General features: G+C 69.8%; 16 protein-coding genes and 1 pseudogene. 9 read left to right on the top strand and 8 right to left on the bottom strand.

All coding sequences use genetic code 11. The annotated features are described in order from the left end of the window. The first annotated feature begins 67 nt into the window (after window positions 1-67). Window positions 68-949 (top strand): hypothetical protein, encoded by an 882-nt coding sequence (locus tag R2B38_RS44790; RefSeq protein ID WP_318021963.1) that lies wholly within the window; start codon window positions 68-70, stop codon window positions 947-949. Window positions 950-1,349: 400 nt separating this feature from the next. On the opposite strand, the gene R2B38_RS44785 is transcribed toward R2B38_RS44790, so the two are convergent. Beyond that, the gene (locus R2B38_RS44785; protein WP_318021962.1) at window positions 1,350-3,101 is read right to left on the bottom strand and encodes a hypothetical protein; all 1,752 of its coding nucleotides are present in this window, start codon (window positions 3,099-3,101) and stop codon (window positions 1,350-1,352) included. A gap of 613 nt (window positions 3,102-3,714) precedes the next feature. On the opposite strand from R2B38_RS44785, the gene R2B38_RS44780 reads away from it, so the two are divergent. Beyond that, a complete protein-coding gene (locus R2B38_RS44780; RefSeq protein ID WP_318021961.1) occupies window positions 3,715-5,364 on the top strand; it encodes an alkaline phosphatase family protein in 1,650 nt (549 codons plus the stop codon). 241 nt (window positions 5,365-5,605) lie between these two features. Here R2B38_RS44780 and R2B38_RS44775 read toward each other — a convergent pair whose 3' ends face one another. Beyond that, window positions 5,606-6,064, bottom strand: coding sequence for a hypothetical protein (locus R2B38_RS44775; RefSeq protein WP_318021960.1), 459 nt, complete (start codon window positions 6,062-6,064; stop codon window positions 5,606-5,608). Window positions 6,065-6,082: 18 nt separating this feature from the next. Here R2B38_RS44775 and R2B38_RS44770 point away from each other — a divergent pair, with 18 nt between their 5' ends. The 3 genes from R2B38_RS44770 to R2B38_RS44760 are packed head-to-tail and all read left to right on the top strand — an operon-like array spanning window position 6,083 to window position 9,305. Then, the gene (locus tag R2B38_RS44770; RefSeq protein ID WP_318021959.1) at window positions 6,083-6,736 is read left to right on the top strand and encodes a response regulator transcription factor; all 654 of its coding nucleotides are present in this window, start codon (window positions 6,083-6,085) and stop codon (window positions 6,734-6,736) included. A gap of 32 nt (window positions 6,737-6,768) precedes the next feature. Beyond that, window positions 6,769-7,995, top strand: coding sequence for a HAMP domain-containing sensor histidine kinase (locus R2B38_RS44765; protein WP_318021958.1), 1,227 nt, complete (start codon window positions 6,769-6,771; stop codon window positions 7,993-7,995). 38 nt (window positions 7,996-8,033) lie between these two features. Continuing rightward, window positions 8,034-9,305: a hypothetical protein gene (locus R2B38_RS44760; RefSeq protein ID WP_318021957.1), complete on the top strand. Its 1,272-nt coding sequence runs from the start codon at window positions 8,034-8,036 to the stop codon at window positions 9,303-9,305. A gap of 212 nt (window positions 9,306-9,517) precedes the next feature. On the opposite strand, the gene R2B38_RS44755 is transcribed toward R2B38_RS44760, so the two are convergent. Together R2B38_RS44755 and R2B38_RS44750 are read right to left on the bottom strand one after the other, a co-directional pair. Continuing rightward, window positions 9,518-10,180, bottom strand: coding sequence for a response regulator transcription factor (locus R2B38_RS44755; protein WP_318021956.1), 663 nt, complete (start codon window positions 10,178-10,180; stop codon window positions 9,518-9,520). 1,121 nt (window positions 10,181-11,301) lie between these two features. After that, on the bottom strand, window positions 11,302-11,619 hold the full coding sequence (locus R2B38_RS44750; RefSeq protein ID WP_318021955.1) for a hypothetical protein: 318 nt from the start codon (window positions 11,617-11,619) through the stop codon (window positions 11,302-11,304). A 36-nt stretch (window positions 11,620-11,655) separates the two neighbouring features. Here R2B38_RS44750 and R2B38_RS44745 point away from each other — a divergent pair, with 36 nt between their 5' ends. After that, on the top strand, window positions 11,656-12,123 hold the full coding sequence (locus tag R2B38_RS44745) for a hypothetical protein (RefSeq protein ID WP_318021536.1): 468 nt from the start codon (window positions 11,656-11,658) through the stop codon (window positions 12,121-12,123). 11 nt (window positions 12,124-12,134) lie between these two features. Here R2B38_RS44745 and R2B38_RS44740 read toward each other — a convergent pair whose 3' ends face one another. The 3 genes from R2B38_RS44740 to R2B38_RS44730 form a co-directional block, all read right to left on the bottom strand. Continuing rightward, window positions 12,135-13,493, bottom strand: coding sequence for an MFS transporter (locus R2B38_RS44740; RefSeq protein WP_318021537.1), 1,359 nt, complete (start codon window positions 13,491-13,493; stop codon window positions 12,135-12,137). A gap of 67 nt (window positions 13,494-13,560) precedes the next feature. Then, a complete protein-coding gene (locus R2B38_RS44735; protein ID WP_318021538.1) occupies window positions 13,561-14,481 on the bottom strand; it encodes an amidohydrolase family protein in 921 nt (306 codons plus the stop codon). A gap of 5 nt (window positions 14,482-14,486) precedes the next feature. Beyond that, the gene (locus tag R2B38_RS44730) at window positions 14,487-15,512 is read right to left on the bottom strand and encodes an amidohydrolase family protein (RefSeq protein WP_318021539.1); all 1,026 of its coding nucleotides are present in this window, start codon (window positions 15,510-15,512) and stop codon (window positions 14,487-14,489) included. 176 nt (window positions 15,513-15,688) lie between these two features. Between R2B38_RS44730 and R2B38_RS44725 the strand changes: the two genes are divergently transcribed. The 3 genes from R2B38_RS44725 (at window position 15,689) to R2B38_RS44715 (ending at window position 18,873) form a co-directional block, all read left to right on the top strand. Further along, a complete protein-coding gene (locus tag R2B38_RS44725; protein WP_318021540.1) occupies window positions 15,689-16,357 on the top strand; it encodes a response regulator transcription factor in 669 nt (222 codons plus the stop codon). Between the two features lie 11 nt (window positions 16,358-16,368). After that, window positions 16,369-17,886, top strand: coding sequence for a HAMP domain-containing sensor histidine kinase (locus R2B38_RS44720; RefSeq protein WP_318021541.1), 1,518 nt, complete (start codon window positions 16,369-16,371; stop codon window positions 17,884-17,886). A 120-nt stretch (window positions 17,887-18,006) separates the two neighbouring features. Next, window positions 18,007-18,873 carry a TAXI family TRAP transporter solute-binding subunit gene (locus tag R2B38_RS44715; RefSeq protein WP_318023056.1) on the top strand — a complete coding sequence of 289 codons (867 nt, stop codon included), beginning with the start codon at window positions 18,007-18,009 and terminating at the stop codon, window positions 18,871-18,873. Window positions 18,874-18,994: 121 nt separating this feature from the next. Here the strand turns inward: R2B38_RS44715 and R2B38_RS44710 are convergent. Next, window positions 18,995-19,090 (bottom strand): annotated as a pseudogene (locus R2B38_RS44710) (DNA-binding response regulator); the annotation flags it as partial.

Raw genomic sequence — 19,090 nt, 5'->3', positions numbered from 1 at the left:
TCACGGGAACGGGCGCCCTTCCATGCCCCCACCGATACCCCCCACTGAAGCAGGAGTGTCCGACACCTTGGAGATTCCGGAAGCCCTCACCGACACCGACGTTACCGGTGCGCACCAGCGGACCGTGGTCACTGCCAAGTCGGTGATGAAGAAACTGCCCGAGGTCACCCTCGCCTTCTGGATCATGAAGATCGCGGCGACGACCCTGGGCGAGACGGCCGGCGACCTCTTCGCCCAGACCCTGAAGCTCGGCTACTTCCTCACCACGATCGCGCTGTTCCTGGTCTTCGTGGTGACCCTCGTGGTGCAGTTGCGCTCAAGGCGCTACAACCCGTTCTTCTACTGGACGGTCATTCTGTCGACCAGCATGGCCGGCACCACGATGTCCGACTTCATGAACCGCGACGGCAGCGCCAAGTACCTCTCGGACGGCGCCACTTCACTTGGCTGGGGGCCGCAGGGTCTCGGCCTGGGCTACCCGGCCGGCGCGGCGATCCTGATCTCGATCCTGGTCGTCATCTTCGCCGTCTGGAAGCTGACCGGGATGACGTTCGTCATCCGGGACATCGTCAGTTTCCGCGGCGAGGCACTGTTCTGGTCGGCGATCCTCGTCTCCAACACCCTCGGCACCTCCATGGGTGACTTCCTGTCCGACAGCTCGGGTCTCGGCTACGCAGGCGGGGCGGCGCTCGTGACCGGCGTGCTGCTGGTGCTCGTCGCCCTGATGAAGGCGCCCGCGGTGCCGAACGTGCTGCTGTTCTGGATCGCGTTCGTGCTGACCCGCCCCCTCGGCGCCACCGCCGGCGACTTCCTGACCAAGCCGGTCGCCAAGGGCGGTCTCGACCTGGGTACGCCGGGTTCGTCGGCCGTGCTCCTGGCGGTCCTGATCGGCCTGATGGCGTACGCCCATGTCCAGGAGCGCCGGCGCTCCGCCCCGTCTCGGTCCTAGCCTCCGCGGCCCGGCGCGCGCGACTGAGGCACTCGGCGGACGCACTGACCTGGTCGGGTGTGCGAGTTCGGCGCGCCTGGCCTTCACGCGAAAGGACGTCACCCGGCCGGAGGGCGCCATCGACCGGGTGACATGAGTGGTGCGAAGGGCGTTCCTGCCCGGCGGGTGGGTCGGCTTTCGTTGCCAGTGGCGGTGACCATGTCTTCGACCGTTTCTTCCGGGCCCGGTCCGCCCGAGACCGGAACCCCTGTGATCCGGCTACCCGACCGCAACTTCGGCGGGGTGGGACTGAGCCTGACGATCGTGCGCACGGTCACCGCCCACGGCAGCCTTATGTGGATGGCCGATTCCCCGGCCGGCGCCGAGTTGCTCGTGCGGCTGCCCCTCACCGATTCAGGGCCTACCTGGTGCCCTCGATGCGTGCGGTGCTGATCGTCATGGGTGTTCCGGTCACGGCGATGAGGTACATGCGCCGCTGCCCGCCGGGCAGCGCGCGGTGGCCGCCCGCAGGCCGGACGACGTACACGGCCGTGCTGTGCGGGGCGAGGGTGGCGGGGCCGGAGGTGATGGTCCACCAGTTGGAGGCGCCCTGGCCGAGGCGGCTGGCGAAGTGCGGGGTGAGGGCGGTGCCGGTGGTGTTGGCCGCGCGTACCGTGACGGAGGTGACGGAGGGGTGGGACCGGCCGGTGAGGTGAGTGGTGAGGGCCATGCGCAGGGGCGGCGGGCTGGCGGCGGCGATGCAGGCGCACAGCAGTGCCGGGGTCACCAGCGCCATCGCGACGGCGGCTTTCGCGGGGCGGCCGGTGAGGCGGGGGATACGGGGCTGCCAGGCATGGGCCAGGGCCGAGGAGGGGACCGTCGCGGCGGCGGCCAGCCACAGCGGGGTCATCATCAGGAAGTAGCCGTCCTGGGAACGGGTGGCGAGGTAGAAGGACAGCCAGGGCAGGACGGTCAGTGCCGTTCCCAGGCGGCGGGCGAACAGCAGGGTCGCGGCGAGCAGGCCGACGAGGAGCAGTTCGCTGGCGTAGGAGTAGTAGTCGAGGCGGCTGCTGCCGTCGGTGAAGTAGTAGGAGATGCCCATCAGGCCCTGGCCGTGCAGGATCGCCTTCTGGGTGAGGGGCAGTAGCAGTCCGCGCAGCCAGGCGGAGAAGCCCTGGGCGGCGAAGTAGGCGTTGATGCCCGCCCACGTCAGCGCCGCGATGCCGGCGAAACGGGCCAGCACGGCCGCCGCGGGACGAGCCCCGAGTTCGCCGCGCCGTACCGCGAAGAGGCCGATGAGCAGGAACGGGGCGAAGAACCAGGCCAGTTGCTGGGCGGCGCAGGCGGCACCCAGGCACACGGCCCGCAGCACCCCGCTCCGGCCCAGGCGTCCGCCCGCTCCGGTGGTCGGCCAGTAGACCGTCACCGGGATCAGCAGGGCCAGGGCGACGATCGCCGGGTAGCCGGAGCGGGCATAGCCGGGGAGGATGCCGAAGCCGAGGCACACGGCGGTGGCCGCCGACCGCCAGGGGGCGGGCAGCAGCAGCCACAGCATGACCGTTCCGGCGATCAGTGCCCCCGTGGTGACCAGGGTGGCGGCTGCCGAGGTGTGCAGCAGGGCGTGGACCGGTGCGGCGAGCAGGGCGGTCAGCGGTGGATAGCCGTACGTGTAGTCGGCCGAGCCGGACATCGTCTTGGTCAGGCCGGAATGGGACGTGCCGAACAGCCACGGCCAGGGCTGTCCGTAGACGGGGCGGCCGTGCGCGATCTCGTTCGCGGCCTGCGCGGTCAGTACGCCCTCGTCGGTGCCGGTGTGGTTCAGCCAGTAACCGCAGACCACCAGGACCACCGCGAGGACGAGAACTACGGCGTCCACCCGGACCAGGGCGCGGCGGCCTCGTACGGCGAGTGCGAGTACCCCGCACACGAGGATCCCGGCGTAACAGACGGAGAGGACCGCGGCGACGGGCGGATCGGAGAGCATCGCCTGGGTCCAGGCCGAGCGGGTGCCGATGAACAGGCTGATCGTGCCGATCAGCGTCATGCCCCGGTGCCATTGCTGGGGGTTGTCCGCGTCGTCGGAAGCCCGCGGCTGATCAGCAGTAGGCGGGCGCGTGTAGCGCCGTCGCACTCCGGCATTGACGGTATGGGCGGCCATATCCACCTTCTCCATACTCAGCTACTACATCATGTAGAGGTGAGTGTGGGCACTCCAGATTCGTCCAAGTGAGGTGAGAGCGTCATAAGAAAGTGGTCTGGCATTCAACTGGTCGATGCCACCGCGAGGGCGACACCATCGCGAGACCTTGTGAAGCCCGTCCGCGCCACGCGCATGACGCCTCGGTCCTCGGACAGCGCTGCCCGGGGTCCTTCGCCATGTTCGGTGCGCGATGGTGTTCGCAGGCGTCAGTCCACTCACGGACTTGGTCTCCAGGGTGCTCGCTGCGTCACCGGCCCCCTGCTCGCATGTCTGGGCGCCTCCGCTGAGTCGCTCCAACTCACCGCAGTCCGTGGAGGTGTTGCGTCGCAGTGAGCCTTGGCTGAAAACGAGGGTCACATTCTCATCGGTGGGAGCGGCCGCCTGCGCATCGCTCCGGCGGACGTGACCCCGTTCTGCTCGCCGGGGTCGCAGGCGTCTCTCCTTCTTGGGGGAACCCATGCCTGCTTGGTGAAGACCCGACCGCTCATTCCGGGCGTGTTCACGCATGCGCCGTTTCCGGTACACAAGGCGCGACTCTGATGAGCCCGGCACCCGCAGCCCGCCCCGAACACCCGGGAGAAACCAGATGTCCAGACGCCATGTCAGGCCCGCAGCCTTCCTTGCCGCGACCGGAGTTCTCACCGGGGTGACCGCCGCCCAGCCCACAGCGTTCGCCGCCTCCCACCACCCGGCCGCCACCCGACACGTCCTGCTGGTCTCCGTCGACGGGCTGCACCAGTCGGACCTGGCCTGGTACATCGCCCGGCACCCGAACTCCGCCCTGGCCCGACTGGTCGGCGGCGGCGTGGAGTACACCCACGCCCGCACCACCACGCCGTCCGACTCCTTCCCCGGCATGGTCGCCCAGGCGACCGGCGGCAGCCCCGGCACCACGGGCATCTACTACGACGACACCTACAACGCCGCCCTTCTCCCGGCGGGAACCACCAGCTGCAAGGGCGTCAAGCCCGGGGTCGAGGTGGACCTCACCGAGGACCTCGACAAGAACCAGACCTCTATCGATGCCGGCCAGGGCCTGGCGGGGTTGCCGGACAGCATCCTGTCGATGACGGGCCACCCGCAGAGCCTGATCAACGCGTCGAAGCTGCCCGTCGACCCGAAGACCTGCAAGCCGGTCTACCCGCACTCCTACCTCAAGGTGAACACGATCTTCGAGGTGGCCCGCCAGGCAGGTCTGCGCACCGCGTGGTCGGACAAGCACGCCGCATACGAGATCCTCAACGGCCCCTCCGGCACCGGCATCCAGGACCTGTTCGCCCCGGAGATCAACAGCGACGCCCTCGGCTACGCCGCCGGCAACGACTGGACCACGGACAACAAGGCCACCGAGCAGTACGACGGCTACAAGGTGAAGGCAGTCCTCAACGAGATCGACGGCTACGACCACAGCCGCACCCACAAGGTCGGCACCCCGGCGATCTTCGGCCTCAACTTCCAGTCGGTCTCCACCGCGCAGAAGCTGCCCGCCTCGGACGGCCTCACCGGCGGCTACACCGCCAAGAACGTCCCGGGCCCGCTGCTGGTGAAGAACCTCGACTTCGTCAACACGGAGATCGGCGCCCTGACCGCCGAGATCGCCAAGCGACACCTCTCGGGCAGCACCACCGTCATCCTCTCCGCCAAGCACGGCCAGTCGCCCACCGACCCCGCCGCGCTCACCCGCGTCGACGACGGCCCGCTCCTTGACGGCCTCAACGCCGCCTGGAAGAAGCTCCACCCCGGCGCTGCCGACCTGGTCACGCACGCCGTGGACGACGACGCCATGCTGCTCTGGCTCTCCGACCGCTCCCCGGCTGCCACCGCCTTCGCCAAGAAGTACCTGCTCGCACAGAACGGCACCGGCACCGACATCAACAAGGCGCCCAAGGGCTACACCCGCAGCGGGCTCAGCAAGGTCTACGCAGGCAAGGCCGCGGCCGACTACTTCCACGTCAAGGCTGGCGATGCCCGGGTCCCGGACCTTTTCGGTGTCGCGCAGTACGGCGTCGTCTACACCGGCGGCACCAAGAAGGTCGCCGAGCACGGCGGCGGCCACTCCGACGACCTCGCCGTACCTCTCGTCGTGACCGGCGCCTCCGTCCCGGACGGCGTGCGCGACTCCGCGAGCGTGCAGACCAAGCAGATCGCACCGACGATCCTGAGCCTGCTCGGTCTCGACCCCCGCTCCCTGCAGGCCGTACGCGAGGAACACACCGCGGTACTGCCGGTCCGCTGAGTCGTTCGGTCGGGAAAGCCGGACGGCCGTCCAACTGGCAATCGGCTGGGCGGCCTTGGGCATGGCGCAGGCTCGACCGTTTAACCGGGCCGGGGTCGTGGTCGTCTTGAAGCCACCGGTCTTGTTGGCCTGGATGGCGAAGTCGTCGGTGGACGTCTTGCTGAGGTCCACCGCCCCCCTTCACGTTGCCGACCAGCTTCTCCGCCGCCAGAGAGGTCTTCGGTCTGTCGGCCGGCATGAGTCAGTCCGGGAGGAACTGGCCCTTTCCCTCGTCCAGGGCCACGATGTAGTCGGCCTTGGTCACCACGCACTGGTTCGACACGAACGACGCCAGCAGCTTGCTCGCGATGTCGGCCGCGCTGTGCGTGTCGAACCAGTGCGTGGTGGCGACGAGCGCGTCGACGACCTTCTGCACCATGGCCTTGTGCGCGTTCACCCAGTCGGTGCGGGCGAGCACGCCGACGGCGGGATAGGCGCCGCCCATCGCGGCCTTGGCGCCGTCCGTGGTGGCCAGGTCGATCGCGGAGGTGCCGACGCCCTTCCTCTGTTCACGAACACGCTGTCGAAGCGGCTTGGCCCCGTGCCCGACCACCAGCCACAGGATGGAGGCCGGGGGCAGCACCGCGGCGGCGAAGGCGGCAGCGGCCATGCCGTGGGCGGCCCGGTCGCGTATCCGCCGTCCCAAGCTGGTGCCCGCCATGGGCACTAGGGTCAGCACGTGGCTTTCATCATGGTGTGCGAAGACGACGCGGCGGTCCGCGGCATCCTCAAGCGCGCCCTGGAGCACGACGGCCACACCGTCTCCGTCGCCGCCACGGCCGACAGCCTGCTGCGGCAGCTCGCACCGGCGCCTCAGTTGGTCGTCCTGGATCTCGGGTTGCCGGACGCCGACGGTCGCGATGTCTGCCTGGCCCTGCGGGCTCGCGGCGTCGACGTGCCGGTGTTGATGCTCACCGCCTTGGACGGACTGCATCACAAGGTGGGCGGCTTCGAGGCCGGCGCCGACGACTACATGACCAAACCCTTCGACATCCCGGAACTGCTGGTGCGTGTCAGGGCGCTGCTGCGCCGGGCCACCGTGGCGTCCGCACCGCACGAGGTCGTCCTTGATCCGGCGAAGCACGTGGTGACCTACGATGCGGTGAGCATGAGCCTGACCCCGACCGAGTTCCGGCTACTGGGCCGCCTGATCGCCTCGCAGGGCGACGCGGTACGCCGCCACGCCCTTGCCGCCGCCGGCTGGCCGCACGGGGCCCAGGTCAGCGACAACACCCTCGACTCCTATGTGCGCCGGTTGCGGACCAAGCTCGGTCCGCTGGGTGTGGCCGAGCGGCTGGCGACCGTCCGCGGCGTGGGCTATCGATGGCAGTGACGGGATTCCGCCGAAGCGTCGTCGCGCTCACCGTGCTGATCGCCACCGCAGTGGTCGCGATCCTGGTGGTGGTTTCGCACGTGCTGCTGAGCAGGGTGACGGATGCCGACGCGCACGATCTGGCCCGTACGCGCGCCGAGGCGGTCGCGGCGAACGTCAGCGTCAAGGGTGGCCGTGTCGTGCTCACGGAGAACGGCAGCGAGGCGCTGGACGAGGTCGCCTGGGTGTATGCCGATGGCCGTCTTGTCGACGGGGACGTGCCGCCGAGCCTGGTCGGGCGCGTCGAGGAGCTGGCGGACTCGGGGCGATCGCAGACCGCGACCGTCGGCGACTACCTCCTGTTCGCGCGGCCGGTTCCGGCCGGCGGCCACCACGTCATGGTGATCGTCCGGGTGGACCTCACGCCCTACGAGACGTCCGAGCAGCGCAGCCTGACCTTGTCGCTGATTCTGGGCGGCCTGACGATCCTCCTCGCCGGCGGTGTCGCGCACCTCGTGGTGCACCGCGCGCTGCGCGTCGTGCACGAGATGGCCGCCCTCGCCGACGACTGGGGCCATCACGAGCCCGGGCGCCGTTTCAACCTCGGAGCCCCCCGTGACGAGTTCGGGGAACTGGGACAGACCCTGGATCGCCTCCTGGAGCGGGTTGACAACGCGCTGGCGGACGAGCGCCGGCTCACCGACGAGATCGCCCACGAGCTGCGGACACCGCTCACGGTCCTGCGAGGCGAGGCGCAGCTGGCGCAGCTGTCCGGCGAGCAGGTGGTGCCGGAGGTGGTGCTGAGCGAGGTCGACCGCCTCAATGCGGCGATCACGACGCTATTGCGCGCAGCGCGCGCACGGACGGACGAGGGGACCCGGTGTGATCTGCGCTCCGCCGCGCGGCAGGCGATCGGCGGCCGCGCGGTCGAGGTCGCCTTCCCGGCGAAGGCCGAGGTGGCTTTGGCGCCCGACGTCGCTGTGTCGCTGCTGTCACCCCTGCTGGAGAACAGCCTGCGGCATGCGAAGTCCCGTGTGTGGATCACCGCGCGCAGCCAGGGCGAGGCCATCGTGGTGGATGTCCTGGACGACGGCCCAGGGTTCGATCCCGCTGAGGTCGACCGGGTCTTCGAAGCGGGCGTGACTGGCGGCGGCGGGTACGGGCTGGGGCTCCCGGTGGTCCGGCGTATCGCTGCCTCGGCCGGTGTGGAGGTCCGGGCGATCGCGGACGGCCGCGGTCACGTCCAGGTGACACTCCCGGCCGCGAAGGCGGCCACGTAGTCAGGTTGCTTGCAGGTTCCCTCCGTAAGGCTCCCGGCATGACAACGACAACGGAAGCACGCCCACGCAGCGGGCGCCTCATGCTCAACAAGGTCCCCGAGGTCACCGTCTGGTTCTGGGTGATCAAGATCCTGTGCACCACCGTCGGTGAGAGCTTCGCCGACTGGATCAACATGAAGCTGGGCGTCGGCCTGGTGAACACGGCCTGGATCTTCACCGCGGTGTTCGTCGTGGTCCTGGCCGTCCAGATGCGGCTCAAGCGGTATGTCCCGTTCCCGTACTGGCTGACCGTGGTCGTTGTCAGTGTCACGGGCACCCTGTACACCGACATCCTCACCGACCAGCTCAATGTGCCGCTGTGGATCAGCTCCGCCGTGTTCTCGGTTCTGCTCGCCGTGGTCTTCGGCGTGTGGTGGCTGCGGGAGCGCACCCTCTCGATCCACTCGGTGACGACGCTTCCGCGTGAGTCGTTCTACTGGCTCGCGGTTCTCGTCACCTTCGCGCTCGGCACCGCGACCGGGGACTGGACCCTGGAGCTCACCGGCTGGAGCCCGGGCGCCTCGGTGATGCTGCCGCTCGGCCTCATCGCGGCGATCACGCTGCTGTGGAAGTTCGGCGCGAACCCGGTGCTGTCCTTCTGGCTCGCCTACATCCTGACCCGCCCGCTGGGCGCGAACATCGGCGACTGGCTCGCCTCCCCGAAGGTCGCTCAGCCGGGCGAGCCGACCGGCCTCGCGCTGGGCACCTTCACCACCAGCCTGATCTTCCTCGGCCTGATCCTGGCCACCGTGGCCTACCTGACGGTGACACGCTCGGACGTGACCGAGACCTACGAGGCCGCCCACGCCACCCACGCCACCGGTGACCTGCGAAAGGAGCGCGTCGGTCTGGCCGGCTTCGGACTGCTCGCCGTCGCCACCATGGGCCTGCTGATCTGGGCCCACAGCCAGCCGCACACCGGCCCGGCGCCGGAGGCCGACAACACCTCCGCCGTCCAGATGGCTCCCGGCCAGGCGGTGAAGAAGTTCCCGCCCGCCAAGGTCGCCGCGCTGAAGAACCTCGCCTCCACCTCGCTCAAGGACGCACGCTCGGGGAACGCGAAGGGAGCGCACACGGCCGCCCAGTCGCTGCGGGACCTGTGGGACGCCGACCAGGCATCGCTGCAGCCGCTGGACAACACCGGCTGGACCTCCATCGACGCCCAGATGGACAAGGTGCTGGGGACCTTCGGCATCGACCACTCGAATCCGCCGATGCCGCCCGCGCAGCAGGAGAAGGAACTGAACGCCCTCCTGACGGACATGGGCTGACAGACCCCCTGCGCCCGGCGACGGGCGGAGTGTGGGGGGCCGCGCCGAGAACCGCGCCGCCTCGGCACACGCCGACGAGCTGTGGTCGGTGCAGGCGGCCGTCTGTGTCAGCCCGGGCATGTCCGCGGACTCACGTGGGCGGTCGAAGCCGGCGTCTCAATGGCTTCGGCCGCCCGCTGTTCCCCCCTCAAGCTGATCGAGGACAAGGCGCTTCAGGAAAGGCGGTGTCCGATCCCGCGCGCCGTGCCGATGGTCAGCGCGCTGCCGGCTTCACGCAGCTTCCGCCGCAGCCGGGTCAGGTACTGGTCCAGTGTGTTGTCACTGACCTGGGCACCCTCCGGCCAGCCAGCCGCGACCAGTTCGCGGCGCCGAACGACGCTCCCGCCCGCGGCCACGAGTGTGGCCAGCAGCCGGAACTCCGTGGGGGACAGGGCGACGGCCGTGCCGTGCACGGTGACGCGGTGGCCGACCGCGTCCAGAATCAGGTCCCCGACCGCGATCGCCGCGGCCGGCGCAGCCCGCTTCACGGACGCACGCAGCCGGGCGGTGAGTTCGGCCAGATGGAAGGGCTTGGCCAGGTAGTCGTCACCGCCTGCCGAGAAGCCCGACAGGCGGTCCGCGAGCTGTCGCCGGGCGGTCAGGAAGATGACCGGGGCCAGGAAGCCGTTGGTACGCAGCGCCTGGCATACGTCCCGACCGTCCGAGTCGGGCAGCCCGATGTCCAGGACTACCGCCGCGATGTCGCCGGTGGCCAGCCGCAGGGCGGTGGCACCGTCGGCGGCGAGGAGGGGCTCGAAGCCCGCCTCGTACAGCCCACGGCGCAGTACGTCCAGCAGTACGTGATCGTCCTCAACGACCAATATCTTGTGACGCATGGTCTTCCTTAGGTGCTTCGGCCGGGCGGGTCGTGTCCGAGATGAGTGATTCGGGCGGCCAGTGGGCCATGGCCGCCGGACACGCCGCGAGGCGGCCGGCGGCGAGTCGCTGCGGCATCGCTCCCCGTGGAGCGCGCCAGAGTCACCGTGGTGCCGTGCCCCAAGGGGAGCGCCCATCCACTGACAGCACCCCTTTCCCTTGGACCACCTGACGTAGGTGAACGGGCAAATATGAATGACTACAAGGGTGTAGACGTTCGTCGCACTGTAGACGATCGGCGAGTGGGAGGCGTTCCCGGGCTTGTGCGCCCTTACCTTCTCGGCGCGGATGTTCTCCGACCCCAGTGGCCAACTCGCGGAGCTGGAACAGGCCGTCCGTGGTGACGGTGCTACTGCGCGACATCGCGTCGAAGACGTTGATCGCGCCGTCAAGGAGGGCGTCCAGCTCTTCGTCGTTGAGGGCGGTGATGTCCTCGGGAAGCGAGAACTCTTCCATGGGGTCGGTATGCAAAAGATCGATCTTGGAGACCCGGCCCAAAACCAGCGGACGTCTGTAACGGATAGTAGCCCGTCGCCCTGGTGGGCGGGCTGGTCGTCGTCCCGCCGGACTATTCGTCCGACGAGCGTGTCAGATTCACGGGCGTACCGGTGGTCGTGTGCGCGGGCGCTCGCCCTGTGGGCGGGGAACACTGATGCGTTGACGACCTCGCTATCGAGCGCCTGGATGTCGGGGGCGGCGGCCAAAGGCCCCAGGACGACCTTGATCGCCAGCTCATAGTTCGAGCGGGTCGCAATCACAGGAGAGCCTTTTGCGCTCTCGTCCTGGTGGGTTGGGCGGACATGTTACGGAGGCCCGCTGCGGGCGATTTTCCTGATCGGCATCAGTTGGGCCTGCGGGTGGGGGGATTGCTTTCGGGCACCGGCGTCGGCTCTTGGGCCGTGTTGGTCGGTTGCCTGTGCAGGCTGCGTTCGAGGTTTTCGCTTGTGCGCAGGACTGCAGTGTCTTCCCGCGGCCCCGGCCAGGTGATGAGCAGGTAGCGCTCAACGGGTTCCATGCTCGTTTTGTCGCGGAGCGTTTCTCGGCCCTCGGCATGGACTCGGAGCCTGTACCAGGCGGCTCCCTATGGAGCGAGGAGGGCAGCGTCGTTGGCTACCGGACCGAGATCGAGCGACTCGACTTGGAGGTTGCCTGCCGGGGCGTGGAGGCTGACTTCGACGATCTCCTCCCAGGTGTCTGCTGCCAGTTCCCCGGGAGGGCTGTCCTGGGCCAGGCCTGTGAATTCCACGTACCCGGTGTTGATCCCCGTGACGATTAGGGCGCCCTGAGTCATGGGAGCCACGAGTCCGTTTGACCAGTCGGCTGTCTCGACAGCGATCACACCATCGTCCAGAACACCGAAAGTTCCCTCAGTGACAAACACCCGGTGCGGCTCGGGCACGGTCATCTCCTCGCTGGGCTGGGTCGTCGAGGGAGGGTGTCATGCCTGCACCTGGAACTGGACCAGCAGGCGCTGGACCGGCACGGGCGTACCGAACACGTCAGGGTCCGGCAGATCCGGTGGTCCGCCGGTGACGGCATGGGTGACAGCGCCCACCTCTACGCGGTCACCGTCATCGACGGCCCGCCGCTGGCTCCGATCGAGGAGAACGGGCTCCTGGGCTGGACGTGGGTGGTGGGCGGCACGTACACGGTGACCGTCGATCCGCAGGGCCGTGCCCCGCTCAGGCGGGGGGACAGGCCCGGGCCTCCGGTGATCCAACAGCCGCTGCAGATCCCACTCGTCCTCGGCCTGGCCTCCGTCCTGCGGCGGCCCGCAGGTCTGCTCCTGCGCCGACGACGCGTCCCGTCAGCCGGACCCGTCACCCGTGAGGGCGACCGCCGCTGCAAGCTCCGCCCGTCCCAGCGGGCGATGGTGGCACCGATCTGCATGACTGTCGGCTGAGTCGGTTCTGGTCAGGCGAGGACGCTCACCCGTTGCCGTTCCGCCTCCGCGAGGCGCGCCGAGCGGGTCCGGGTGCCGAAGGCAGCCAGGGCGATCGCGCCGAGGAGCCAGGTGCCGGCGATGAAGTAGAAGACGCTCTGGTAGCCGTGGCCGTTGTAGAGAGAGGCGACGATCAGTGGGCCGGCGGCGTTGGACAGGCGGCCGAGGCCGTAGGAGACGCTGGTGCCCAGTGAGCGGCTGCGGGTGTCGAAGAGTTCGGGGGAGTAGGCGTAGGCGAGGGCGGTGTAGCCGCGTTCGAAGAAGTTCACCAGGAAGCCGAACACGACGATGAGGACGGGGTTGAAGGTGAGGCCGTACAGCAGGCCGCAGACCGCGATCACCGTGCCGAAGGCGACCAGGCACCATTTGCGCTCGAAGCGGTCGGTGACCAGGGAGGCCAGGTAGCAGCCGAGTGGTGCGCCGATGGTGGTCAGGGCGACGTAGAAGACGGACTTCTCGACGCTGAAGCCCTCCTTGGCCAGCAGGGTGGGTGCCCAGCTGGAGTAGCCGAAGAAGCCGATGGTCTGTGTCATCCACAGTGCGGTGAGCAGGAGCGTCGGGAGCAGGTACCTGCGCTGGAGGAGCAGCCGCAGCGGCGCCTTTGCCGACGGCTTTTCGGTGACCGGGGGCGCGGGCTCGGGGAGAGGTCCTTTCTCCGCGGCGACGCGTGTCTCCATCTCCCGCAGGATCGCGTCCGCCGTGGCGTGGTCCCCCCTGCTTTCGAGCCAGCGCGGTGACTCCTTGAGGTGCCGGGTGAACAGGACGAGCAGGATGCCCAGGGAGCCCCAGAGGTAGACGAGCCGCCACGACCAGTCGTTGAGCGGTACGACCGCGCTGGCGATGAGGTTGGTGACGGGGGTGCCGCAGATGCCGATGGCGATGGCGTACGCCTGGTACTTGCCGCGGGTCGCCGACGGGTACATCTCGTTGACGTAGACGACTCCCACGACGGTCATCGCCGACAGGCCCGCCGAGGTCAGGACGCGGAAGACGCCCAGGGACACGAGGTCCCAGGAGAACACCGCGGCGAAGGAGGAGAGGCCGAAGAAGAGTGTCGTCCACAGCAGGGCCCGTTTGCGGCCCCATCGGTCGGCGAGGGAGCCGGCGACGATCGCCCCGATGAACATGCCGACGAACGAGAGCGAGGTGACGTAGGCGATCTGGTCGACCGTCACGCCCCACAGCTTGATCAGTTTCGGTGCGGTGGTGGCGAAGCTGTTGATGTCGGCGAACTCGAAGAAGTAGGCGAAGGCGACGGCGAGCAGGGTGACTTTGTGGAACCGGGAGACCGGAAGCCGGTCCAGTCGGTTCAGCGCGTTGGCGTGTTGCATGAGCGGCCCTTGTCGAAGTCGGGGAGATGGGAGGGGAGTTGGGGCGCCTGGAGCGGGAGTTGGGGCGTCAGGCGTCCTCGCCGGGCCAGTACAGGCGCATCGGGTTGGCGACGAGGAGCTTGTGGCGCTGGTCGTCGGTGACCGCCACCTGCGGGACGTGGTCGACGAGGAGGCCGTCGTCCGGCATGTGGTCGGTGAGGTTGGGGTGCGGCCAGTCCGTGCCCCACAGCACCCGGTCGGGGAACTCCTCGACGACGCGGCGGGCGAAGGGGATGACGTCGGTGTAGGCGTGGCGTTCGCCGTCGAGGGCGGCCGGTCCGGTGACGCTGAGGCGCTCGGGGCAGGTCACCTTCACCCAGATGTCGTTGTCCTCGACGAAGCGCAGGAACCGAGTGAACTGCGGCCCGTCCACCGGCCGGGTCACGTCCGGGCGGCCCATGTGGTCGATCACCAGCGGCACGGGCAACGAACCGAAGAATCCCTCCAGTTCGGGCAGGTCGGCGCTCTCGAAGTAGAGGACGACGTGCCAGCCCAGTGGGGCGACCTTCTTGGCGATCGTCTGGAGGTCGTCCTCGGGCGAGGCGTCGACCAGGCGGCGTACGAAGTTGAAGCGCACTCCGCGTACGCCCGCCGCGTCGAGTGCGAGCAGTTCGCTCTCGTCGATGTCGGGTCGGACGGTCGCGATGCCGCGGGCCCGGCCGCCCGCGGCCCGGACGGCGTCGACCATGGCGCTGTTGTCCGCGCCGTGGCAGGTGGCCTGCACGATGACGTTGCGCGCGACGCCCAAGTGGTCGCGGAGCGCGAAGAGTTGATCCTTGCCGCCGTCGCAGGGCGTGTACTTGCGTTCCGGTGCGAAGGGGAACTCGGCCTGCGGGCCGAAGACATGGCAGTGGGTGTCGACGGTTCCCGGCGGGAGCCGGAAGGCCGGTTCGGACGGATTCTCGTACCAGTCCAGCCAGCCGGGGGACTTGGGGGCGAGGGTGCTCATGCGCGTCACCGGCCCTGGTGCTTGAGCAGTGCGTCGAGGCGGGGGTACACGGCGCGGACGTTGTGCTCCTGGACCGCTGCCAGGTCGTCCGCGGGCAGCTTGGCCGCTTCCGCGTAGCGGCGGGTGTCGTCGAAGTGGTGGCCGGTGCACGGGTCGATGTCGCGTACGGCGCCGATCATCTCCGAGGCGAAGAGGATGTTGCGGGCCGGGATGACGTCGTAGAGGAGGTCGGCGCCGGGCTGGTGGTAGACGCAGGTGTCGAAGTAGACGTTGCCCAGGAGGTGTTGCTCCAGCGGAGGCTTCCCGAGTGCCATCGCGAGGCCCCGGAAACGGCCCCAGTGGTAGGGGACGGCGCCGCCGCCGTGCGGGATCACCAGGCGCAGGGTCGGGAAGTCGGCGAACAGGTCGCCCTGGACCAGTTGCATGAACGCCGTGGTGTCGGCGTTGAGATAGTGCGCGCCGGTGGTGTGGAAGGCCGGGTTGACGCTCGTACTGACATGGACCATGGCCGGGATGTCGTACTCCACCATCTTCTCGTAGATCGGGTACCAGGAGCGGTCGGTGAGTGGCGGGGCGGTCCAGTGGCCGCCTGAGGGGTCGGGGTTGAGGTTGACCGCGACGGCACCCAACTCCTCTACGCAGCGCGTGAGTTCGGGTACGCAGGTGGCCGGATCGACGCCGGGCGACTGCGGGAGCATCGCGGCGGGCACGAAGCGCTCGGGGTACAACTGGCTGACCCGGAAGCAGAGTTCGTTGCAGATGGCCGCCCACGCGGCTGAGGTCTCGAAGTCCCCGATGTGGTGCGCCATGAACGACGCGCGGGGCGAGAAGACCGTCAGGTCGATGCCGCGCTCGTCCATCAGCCGCAACTGGTTCGGCTCGATACTCTCGCGCAGTTCGTCGTCCCCGATGCGCAGATCCGCGCGGGCGGGGGCGGCCGACGGATCGGTGAGGGAGGCGATCTGCCGCTTGCGCCACGCCTCCAGGGCCGGCGGGGCGGTCGTGTAGTGACCGTGACAGTCAATGATCATTACGGCGTCCTTCTCAGGCTGCTGGGTGCCGTGCAGCCTGGCCCCGCCCCGCACCGGCGGACGAGAGGGCCGAACGCAGAACTAACCTCCCCTTAACACTCCGGCGAGGACCCGGTCGGTGTGGTCTACATTCGGCTGGACGGGATCGTCGGAGTGGCCGAAAGGAGGTGGGCGGAGTGCAGATACTGCTGGCCGAGGACGACGACGGGGTCGCCGCGGCGCTCGTGGAGGTCCTCTACGACCACGGCCACGTCACCAGACGCGTCCGCTACGGCCGGGACGTCCTGACCTACCACCGCAGCTCCGACCTGCTCCTTCTCGATCTGGGCCTGCCCGACACCGACGGCCTGGACGTGCTGCGCGCCCTGCGGGCGGTCAGTGACATGTCGGTCGTGGTGCTCACCGCCCGCGGCGACGAGCGCTCGGTCGTGCGCGGACTACGGCTCGGCGCCGACGACTACCTCGTCAAGCCGGTACGCCTCGCCGAGCTGCTCGCGCGGATCGACGCCGTCACCCGGCGGACTACGGCGAAGGACGGTCCGACGCTGCGGACCGTCCGTGCCGGTGACGTCGAGGTGGATCTCGACGCCCGTCGGGTCCGGGTCGACGGGGCCGAGGTCGAGCTGACCACCAAGGAGTTCGACATCCTCGCCGTGCTGGCCGGACGGGCGGGCACCGCGGTCAGCCGTGAACAGCTCCTGGACGAGGTGTGGGGCGACGCCTACCACGCCGTGTCCCGGTCGCTCGACGTCCACCTCACGCAGCTGCGGGCCAAGCTCGCGCGCCCCGAACTGCTCACCACGATCCGGGGCTTCGGCTACCGCTTCGGGGACCCCGGGAACTGAGGAGCCGACGCGTGCGCACCCGGGTCCAGGCCGCGCTGCTGCTGTTCGTCGTGATCGCGGTGGCCGCGTTCGCCGTACCGCTGCTGCTGTTCACCGCGTCCGACCGCACCCAGCAACTCGTCCTCGCCCGCAGCGCGGACCTCGACCGCTTCGCGTCCCTCATGGACCAGGCCGCACAGACCGGCGACACCTCGGCCGTCACCGCCGAGGCCCGCCGCTACACACAGTTGTACGGCGAACCGCTCGTCGTCACCGACACCCGCCGCAAGCCGATCGTCCAGACCGGCGGTATGCGGGCCGCCGACCCCGCTGTCGGCCGGTTGCTCGACGGGGCGCTGCGCAACCAGACCGCGCACCCCGCGGGCGCGCTGCGTCCCTGGTCGAAGGGGTCCCGGATGTTCGCCGAGCCCGCGGGCACCGGGACCCGGGTCTCCGGCGCCGTCGTGCTGCGAGCCTCGGTCGACACCGCGGCGGAGGACATCACCCGGCGCTGGGCCGCCGTCATCGCGGGGACCGCCCTGGTCGCCGTCGCCTGCACGGTCCTCGCGCGGGGCGCGACGCGGTGGGTGGTCAGCCCGCTGCGCCGCCTGGACCGCGCGGTCGGACAACTCGCCGCAGGACTCCCGCCCGAACAGACCCGGGCCGGCGGCCCACCGGAACTGCGCCAGCTCGCGACCGGCTTCAACCGCATGGCGCGTACGGTCACGGCGGCCCTGGAACAGCAGCGCCGACTCGTCGCCGACACCTCCCACCAGATGCGCAACCCCATGGCCGCACTACGGCTGCGCGTCGACGCCCTGAACCGCCACCTGCCCGCGTCCGCCGACCGCACGTACACGGGCGTGACCACCGAACTCGACCGCCTGGAGACCCTGCTCGACGACATGCTGACCCTCGCCACCGCGGAACACCGGGCCGGGGAACTCGCCGTGACCGACGACTCCGGCGCACACTGCGACGCCACGGCGGTCGCGACCGCCCAGTACCGGCTATGGGAGCCGGTCGCCCACCGCGCCGGCACCCGCCTCGCACTCCACACCGCCAAGACCCCGGTCATGGCCGCCTGCACGGATCACGAACTCGCCCAGATCACGGACATCCTCCTGGACAACGCCATCAAGTACGCGGGCCCGGACGCCGAGATCTCCCTGCGCTGCACCGCCGAAGGCTGGCACGTGGCCCTCACGGTGACGGACGACGGACCCGGTCTGACCGCGGAGGAAATCGCCCAGGCCACCACGAGGTTCTGGCGCTCCGGCCGACAACGACAGGACGGGTCGGCCGGTACGGGCCTGGGGCTGGCCATCGTCGAACAACTGCTGGCGGGCCGGGGAGGCCGACTGGAACTGGGGCCCGCGCGACCACGAGGACTGCGGGCCGCGGCCCTCGTACCGCGCGCCGTCACCGGCGCGGCCGACCGCGGCGGGACGACCGGCCCCAGCCAAGTGCGTCGCCCGTCGCCCGGGCGGCTCACTGCCGATCCCGGAGCGACCGCAGCCCGCCGTGATCCGCGCGGCGGCACACGATGACCCGCCCTGTCGACCGCCGCGCCCTGCTCCACGCCGCCCTCGGCGTGACGACCGCCGCCGTCCTGGGGGGCGTGCTCACGGGCGGACGCCTCCGGGCAGCGGCCCGGACCGAGCGGTGTCCTGCGCTTCGCGACCGGGGAACCCACGGCCTTCTACGAGGCTTTCGGCCGCCTCCTCGCCGCCGAACTCACGGCGGCGTACCCCCGTCTGAGCTGCCGCGTCCGCACCACCCCGGGCAGCCTCACCAACATCGAACTGCTCCGTGACCGCCGCGCCGACCTCGCGCTCGTCCTCACCGACACCGCGCGGGCGGCCCAGGGCGCCGCCCTCTTCCCGCGCCCCGTGCCCATGCGAGCGATCGGCAGGCTGTACGAGACCTACCTCCAGTTCGTTGTCCGCGCCGACTCGGCCGTGCACACGGTTGGCGACCTGGCCGGACACACCGTGTCACTCGGCGCGGCCGGATCGGGCGCGGCTGTACTCGGCGAACAGATCCTGCACGCCGCGGGTCTGTCGCCGGGCACCGAGGTCGCCGTACGCCATCTTCCGCTGGCCGACGCCGCTGATGCCCTGCGGGCGGGCTCGGTTGACGCGTTGCTCGTGGCAGGCGGCGTACCGCTGCCGGTCCTGTCCGAACTGGACGACCGGTTCGGTCTGCGGTTCCTGCCGCTGGCCGGCCTGCTGCCCCGGCTCGGCGGACAGGGCGGCCAGGCGGCTCGGGCCTGGAGGAGGTGTCCTTGCCGCAGGGCGCGTACCGGGCGGCGGCGGGGTCGCCACCATCGGGGTGTCCAACCTGCTGGTGTGCCGCCCCGAGTTGCCCCGCGGCGTGGCCGAGGCGCTGACCCGCCTGCTGGTCCTGCGCGCGACCGAACTCGTTCCCCGCAACGCCGTCGGCACCCAGTTCCTCGACGTCCGCAGCCTCATCGGCACCGGCGCCGTCCCTCTGCATCCAGGGGCGATCGCGCCTATCGTGCGCTGCACGGCTGAGCCCTGGGCGACGTCGGAAGTGCTCGTCAGGCGGTCCTGGATCGTCGAATTGACGGAACGTCAGATGTGTACCGACCTCCACTCGCTGGTTGTGCACGAGTTCACCGGGATGCTGCTCGGGTCACACCTGTCGGGCGAGGCCGGTGTCGTAGGCGAAGAGCACTGCCTGGACGCGGTCGCGGGCGTCGATCTTGGCGAGGATGCGGCTGATGTGGGA

The organism is Streptomyces sp. N50, assembly GCF_033335955.1.
Taxonomy (GTDB): Bacteria; Actinomycetota; Actinomycetes; order Streptomycetales; family Streptomycetaceae; genus Streptomyces.
This window is presented reverse-complemented; position numbering and strand designations above follow the sequence as displayed.

Bases quoted from the DNA above. Each gene is read 5' to 3' on its own strand.
- R2B38_RS44740 (WP_318021537.1), bottom strand. From the start codon at position 13,493: ATGCAACACGCCAACGCGCTGAACCGACTGGACCGGCTTCCGGTCTCC.
- R2B38_RS44785 (WP_318021962.1), bottom strand. From the start codon at position 3,101: ATGGAGAAGGTGGATATGGCCGCCCATACCGTCAATGCCGGAGTGCGA.
- R2B38_RS44760 (WP_318021957.1), top strand. From the start codon at position 8,034: ATGACAACGACAACGGAAGCACGCCCACGCAGCGGGCGCCTCATGCTC.
- R2B38_RS44780 (WP_318021961.1), top strand. From the start codon at position 3,715: ATGTCCAGACGCCATGTCAGGCCCGCAGCCTTCCTTGCCGCGACCGGA.
- R2B38_RS44775 (WP_318021960.1), bottom strand. From the start codon at position 6,064: ATGGCGGGCACCAGCTTGGGACGGCGGATACGCGACCGGGCCGCCCAC.
- R2B38_RS44755 (WP_318021956.1), bottom strand. From the start codon at position 10,180: ATGCGTCACAAGATATTGGTCGTTGAGGACGATCACGTACTGCTGGAC.
- R2B38_RS44735 (WP_318021538.1), bottom strand. From the start codon at position 14,481: ATGAGCACCCTCGCCCCCAAGTCCCCCGGCTGGCTGGACTGGTACGAG.
- R2B38_RS44730 (WP_318021539.1), bottom strand. From the start codon at position 15,512: ATGATCATTGACTGTCACGGTCACTACACGACCGCCCCGCCGGCCCTG.